We start from the raw sequence: 4340 nt of genomic DNA on the forward strand, positions 1-4340 counted from the left end.
CTGCGGATATGACCGATGATTGAAACAGCCAGCTTCCACAATTGTTTCGAGAACGTGCAGATTTTCTCAAAGCCAAAGTCACAGGACTCCATGAACGAGGATGTTGCGGCGGCGACTCCGACGTGTTTAGTGGTGGCGGACGGCGTCACGACAAAAACAGTCAACCCCTCGGGCAGCAATATCACGGGGGCGCATGTCGCGCGACGAGTTGCGGACCGCGTGATTTCCTCGGCGAACACGGGAGCGGCGCTCGTGTTGGAACTGAACGCAGACGTAAAATCGCATTTCTATCCACAGGAGAGCGACGCCTCCTCTGACACACGGCCGGCATGCGTATTCGCATGTCTGCGCATTCACAACGACGAACTCATCATTACCCAGGTCGGGGATGTCGGCGTACGGATCAATGGTCGCAAGATCTATTTGAATCCTGTCTTGATCGATACCCTGACGTCCACCGCGCGCGCACACTACATCCAGCTGACTGAAGATTCGCAAGGCAGTCGCGAGTTTATCCTGCCTCTGCTGCGCGCGCAGTCTCAGTATCGAAATAACGCCGTACACCCGCTTGGATATGGAGTGATCGACGGCGGCGCCACGCCATCGAAATTCGTCACAACAACGGCCATCGCTTTGTCGAACATCCAATCGATTGAAATATTCACGGATGGTTATCCCGAGGCCCCATCAGGGGTATCCATTGAAGAATGGGAAAAGCGATACTTGGAAGTGGCCGAGCAGGACCCGGACCGATGCCAGCAATATCCCGCCACCAAAACCGCCGATGACCGTACGGTCGTGATTGCCGGAATAAATCGGGGACACAAGAGCGCCTAGGCGCTCGTTACGCGTATCCAAGAGGGAAAACGCGTCAAATGCTGAATTTCATCACGCAGATCATGAACTCGCTCGGGTATCTCGGTGTCGTGCTGCTGATGATCCTGGAGAACGTTTTCCCGCCCCTCCCCTCGGAACTCATCATGCCGCTTGCCGGCTTCGTCTCCACACAGGGCAAACTGAGCTTCGCGGGAGTCGCCATCGCCGGTATGACCGGCTCCGTGCTGGGGGCGCTGCCCTTTTACTACCTGGGTAAGGCGCTGGGGACCGAGCGCCTGAAGGCCTGGGCGGACAAGCACGGCAAATGGCTGGCGCTCTCGGGCGACGACATCGGGAAGGCCGACCAGTGGTTCGATCAGCACGGCGACAAAACGGTGCTGATCGGTCGTCTTGTTCCCGGCATTCGCTCCCTCGTCTCCATTCCCGCCGGCGTCAGCGGCATGCCCCTTCCCAAATTTCTCTTATATTCGGCGATCGGAACAGGGGTCTGGGCCACCGCGCTCGCGTACGCCGGGGTATTGCTTGGGAAAAATTACAGCAAAGTCGAACAATACATCGAACCCGTATCGTGGGTCGTGATGGGCGCCCTTGTGCTGGCGTTCGGCGTCACTGTTATACGACGGCGCAAGGCGTCATAGATGTGAAACATAGGGGCGTAATCGGAGTTTCGTGAAACCGGTTAACTTATTGCGGCGATATGGTTCACCGCAGGAGTGGACGCCGCCGTGCGGCGGAGGAAGGCGTCGACGCATTCGGGGTCCCATTGCGTTCCCCGCCCCTCGCTCAGGATGCCGAGAGCTTTGCCGCGGTCCATGCCCTTTCGGTAAGGGCGATCAGTAGTCATGGCGCTGAAGGCGTCGGCGACGGCCATCAGGCGGGCGATCAGCGGGGTTTCTTCGCCGCGCAGACCAAAGGGATACCCCCCGCCATCCCAGCGCTCGTGGTGATGACGCACGGCGTCCAGCGTGTCTTCCAGGCCCGCAATGGCGCCGACCATGATGGACCCCATCATCGGATGCTGTTTGACCGTCTCAAACTCGGCGTCGGTAAGCTTGCCGGGCTTACGCAGGACAGCGTCGGGGATACCGATCTTGCCAACATCGTGCAGCAACGCTGAGACAGCCACCGTGTGCCGGGTCTTTTCATCCAAGCCCAGCTCTTCGGCGATCATCAGGCTGTGCCACATCACGTCTTCTGAATGCTTGCGCGTGTAGCGGTCTTTATTGTCCACGGCGGTCACGAGCGCATCCAGCATGGAGAAGCCTTCCACGCGGCCCGTCATGGAAGCACGGACCTGATCGGCCTCGGCTTCGATCGCGCCCCCGGTCTTGACGCGGCGCAGACGCTCGTCGGCGCGGCGAACGACATCGCTTCGGTCGACAGCGTTGTGCGGAAGCAGCGCAGCCCCCACGGAGATAGTGATCGGGACGGCCGCCTGCCCCCCCGGCAGAAGATGGGTGATGTTTTCGAGACCCGCGCGCAGACGCGCTTCGATATCGACGGCGGGGGTCGTCCCGACATTTGGCAGCAGCAGGGCGAACTCATCGCCGCCGAAGCGCGCCACACAGTCGTACTGCCGGCACAGGGCCTGAAAACGCGCCGCCACATGACGCAAAACATCGTCGCCGGTCGCATGGCCATAAGTGTCGTTGAAAAATTTGAAGTTATCGACATCCATCATCACGACAGCGAGAATGGAGCCGTCGCGCTGGGCGCGGTTCGCTTCCTCTTCAAAGCGCTTGTAAAATGTCCGATGATTGAGCAGCCCCGTGAGCGGATCGCGGTCCGCACGCTCCTGTGCGTCTTTCAGCGCGAGGTCCCGCTCGGACTCCAGCGCCTTGCGCGCGCTGATATCGGTGTTCGTCGCGAGAGTTCCGACAACCTGACCGGTTTTATCGCGATACGGAACGACATTCACTTCGATCCAGCGACGACTTCCATCCTTGCAGATGATGTCAATCTCGTATGCCCCAGGCGCCCCTTCGGAACGCTCCCGGTTGTTCGCGCGCATCGTCTCCTGGTCTTCAGGGGTCAGCAAGAGATCGAGCGCGCGGCATCCCATCATCTCCTCCGTCGTATATCCCGTAATCAGCGACATCCGGGGATTGACGTAGAGAACGGTGTCTTCAAGGTCCGTCATCAAAATTCCAGACCCAAGGCTTTCGGCGAAGGATCGGAAGTGCTCGCGCTCCTGCCTCAGGGCGCTCTCGGCAAGATCCCTCTCGCCAACCAAACGCTCCTGCTCGGCGACCTGCCGGCGCAGCTCCAGCAGTTCCGTGACCTGGTAGGCGAGCGTCCGCAGCCCGGCAGCCTGATCCGCGTTCAGGTCTCCAGGCGTCATCGCAAACACACACAGCGCCCCGAGCGCAAGTCCATCGGAGGTAATCAGCGGAGCCGCCGCATAAAAACGAATTCCGGGCTCGCCGGTCACGAAGGGGTTATCGGCGAAACGCGGATCCAAACGAGCATCCGGCACGATAATGAGATCTTTGGAAAGAATGGTGTGCGCGCAAAACGAAAGCTCGCGCGCCGTTTGCTTGAGATCCGTCCCGGTAATGGATTTAGACCATTGGCGGTCGGTGTCCGTGAAAGAAACGGCGGCGAACTCAGTGCCGCAGAGATACGCGGCAAGATGCGTGATCTCATCGAAACGGGCTTCGCTGGGAGTATCCAGGATATGGTAGGCGCGGAGAGCGGCGAGTCTTGCCCCTTCGTTTTCGGGCAATGCTGCAATCATAATGAGGCGTAGTCCTTACGAAATTTAATGGCTGCTCGCCACTTTGTCTTGCACCATTATTTCAGGAAAAGTTCTCTTCAGGCAAAGTATCTAATGTCCATGTACCATAGAATCCATGGAATCTTCAAAAAAATCGTGAAGCGGCGAAATCGAAATGAAGTCGGGGAACGGCAGGAGATAGACCTGCGAGTCGGGAATTGTGCTCCGTGTCACTTCCTCCGCCATCGCCGCATGCCGTCGAAAATGCGAAGACTTCCCAAAGCGCCGCATCCCATTTGCGTGTTTACTTGTGGCCCACAGCCAGCGTCGCCGCCGCGACGGGATGCTTTTGGCTGATCCGGCCCTATGTGGACAAAGGCCAAGCATCGCTTCTCTACCTGCCGATCGTACTGACGTGCGCCGTACGCTTCGGGTTCGGCCCTGCTGTATGGGGCGCATTGCTAAGCTTTTTATGCTGGAATTTTTTCTTTCTGCCGCCATTTTATCACTTCACGGTGGCCGACCCCAAAGATTGGCTTTCACTCGCAATCTTCCTCATGGCCGCCGTGGTGACGGCGCGCCTGGCCGCGCAAGCGCGCGCGCAAACCCTAGAGGCGCGCACTCGCGAATCTGAAATTGAGACGCTATTTGATGCGAGCGAAACCGTCAGCCGCGTGATTCGCGCCGATCAAGTTCTTGCCGCGCTGACCGATCAGCTGCAAACACTGTGCGGAGCCACGCGGAGCCTCGTTTTTCGCCGCTCGTCCCCAAACGCCGCTCTGCATCT

The 4340-nt window shown here is 58.9% G+C and carries 4 protein-coding genes; 3 read left to right on the forward strand and 1 reads right to left on the reverse strand.

Annotated elements, in window-relative coordinates; translation table 11 throughout:
• Nucleotides 1-15: 15 nt before the first annotated feature.
• Nucleotides 16-837 (forward strand): protein phosphatase 2C domain-containing protein, encoded by an 822-nt coding sequence (locus tag ABIZ35_RS20100; protein ID WP_348221707.1) that lies wholly within the window; start codon nt 16-18, stop codon nt 835-837.
• Nucleotides 838-875: 38 nt separating this feature from the next.
• Entirely contained in the window at nt 876-1475 is a 600-nt protein-coding gene (locus ABIZ35_RS20105; protein WP_348221708.1) for a DedA family protein, read from the forward strand.
• 41 nt (nt 1476-1516) lie between these two features.
• On the opposite strand, the gene ABIZ35_RS20110 is transcribed toward ABIZ35_RS20105, so the two are convergent.
• Nucleotides 1517-3574, reverse strand: coding sequence for a diguanylate cyclase (locus ABIZ35_RS20110; RefSeq protein WP_348221709.1), 2058 nt, complete (start codon nt 3572-3574; stop codon nt 1517-1519).
• 206 nt (nt 3575-3780) lie between these two features.
• Here ABIZ35_RS20110 and ABIZ35_RS20115 point away from each other — a divergent pair.
• On the forward strand, nt 3781-4340 hold a 560-nt coding region (locus tag ABIZ35_RS20115; RefSeq protein WP_348221710.1), incomplete at its 3' end, for a DUF4118 domain-containing protein.

The sequence above is a fragment of the Capsulimonas sp. genome (assembly GCF_039929585.1).
Lineage (GTDB): Bacteria > Armatimonadota > Armatimonadia > Armatimonadales > Capsulimonadaceae > Capsulimonas.